Genomic DNA, 1,391 nt, shown 5'->3' with positions numbered 1-1,391 from the left:
CACAGGGGACAATCCTTTTAGTTTTGTTTTAATTCTTTTGTGATTGTAGTAATGAATATAAGTTTCTAGTTCTTGCTTAAATTGTTCCATACTTTCAAACTCTTTAAGATAAAGTAATTCAGACTTTAATAAGCCAAAGAAATTTTCCATGACTGCATTATCTAAGCAATTTCCCTTACGGGACATACTTTGGATAACGTTATGTTTTTTAAGCGACTGATGATATTGTCGCATTTGATAATGCCAACCTTGATCCGAGTGTAAAATAGGAGTTTCCTTATCATTCAAACATTGAAACGCCTTATTTAACATTTTAGAAACAAGGGAATAGGCAGGTCTATGTTCTATATTGTAAGCTATAATTTCTCCGTTATATAAGTCTAAAATGGGTGATAGATATAGTTTTTTACCATGTAAGTGGAACTCCGTCACATCTGTTACCCATTTCTCGTTTGGTTTTGATGCGTGAAAATTACGTTTTAAAATATTAGGAGCGAATTTCCCGACAGTCCCTTTATATGAACGATATTTTTTCAATCGAACAAGACATTTTAATCCCAGGATATTCATTAAACGTCGAACGGTTTTATGATTTAATGCATGGCCTCGATTACGTAATTCCAATGTAATACGACGATAACCATACCTCCCAAAATTCTCACTAAAAATCTCTTTAATTAATTCTTTAACTTTCTTATATTTATCTGGACGTTTCGCTTGTTTCATCCAGTAATAATACGTACTACGAGCGATATTAGCGACTTTCACAAGGTCAACGACCTTATATTTATGCCTTAATTCATAAATCAATTGCGCTTTGTCTTGGTCTGTGATGTTTTCTTCTTTTGAACTAAGGCATTCAACTTTTTTAAATAGTCATTTTCCATACGCAGACGTTCATTCTCTGCTTGTAGCGCTTCTATAGAACCTTCAAGAAATACTTCGTTTTGTTTTAAATGTTGTAGCTTAGCTTTTTCTTTGGCCATGGTTAGATGCCCCTTTTTCTTTGATTTTAGGGCATCTAATCCTTCTGTTTCATAAGCTACTTTCCATTTTCGGAGTGTTTCGCAAGAAGGAATATTAAAAAAAGCAGCTGTTTCTCTCAGAGATGTCCCATTTTCATTCATATAATGAATTACATCTAGTTTATACTCGAGAGGGTAAGTTGTATAGCGTTTTTCAAACGCCTTTTCCCCTGAAAATTCAAACCGTTTAATCCATTGATAAAGTTCTCTAGGATGAACCCCTATAGAATTAGCAATGGTTTTTCCGCCTTCCGTACCTTCTAGATATCGTTTTACTGCTTGTATTTTATCTTTTGAAGAAAATTTAGCCATAAAAAATGCACCTCCAATTGTTAATTATGTGTCTAACAATTGGGGTGCACTTCA

General features: G+C 33.6%; 1 protein-coding gene. It reads right to left on the bottom strand.

Features of this window, described 5'->3' with window-relative positions:
• Positions 1 to 1,337, bottom strand: a protein-coding gene (locus ACS2CR_RS34110; protein ID WP_087986230.1) for an IS3-like element ISBth167 family transposase whose coding sequence is annotated in 2 segments (ribosomal slippage) — positions 1 to 872 and positions 872 to 1,337 — 1,338 coding nt annotated over the 2 segments. Because the reading frame shifts where the segments join, the coding sequence is not laid out codon by codon here. This gene is flagged as partial in the annotation.
• Between the last annotated feature and the right edge of the window lie 54 nt (positions 1,338 to 1,391).

Origin of the sequence: Bacillus cereus group sp. BceL291 (assembly GCF_051776705.1) — a bacterium.
GTDB classification, from domain to species: Bacteria; Bacillota; Bacilli; order Bacillales; family Bacillaceae_G; genus Bacillus_A; species Bacillus_A cereus.
Note: the sequence above shows the minus strand (reverse complement) of the source record. Positions and strands in the feature narration are given on the sequence as shown.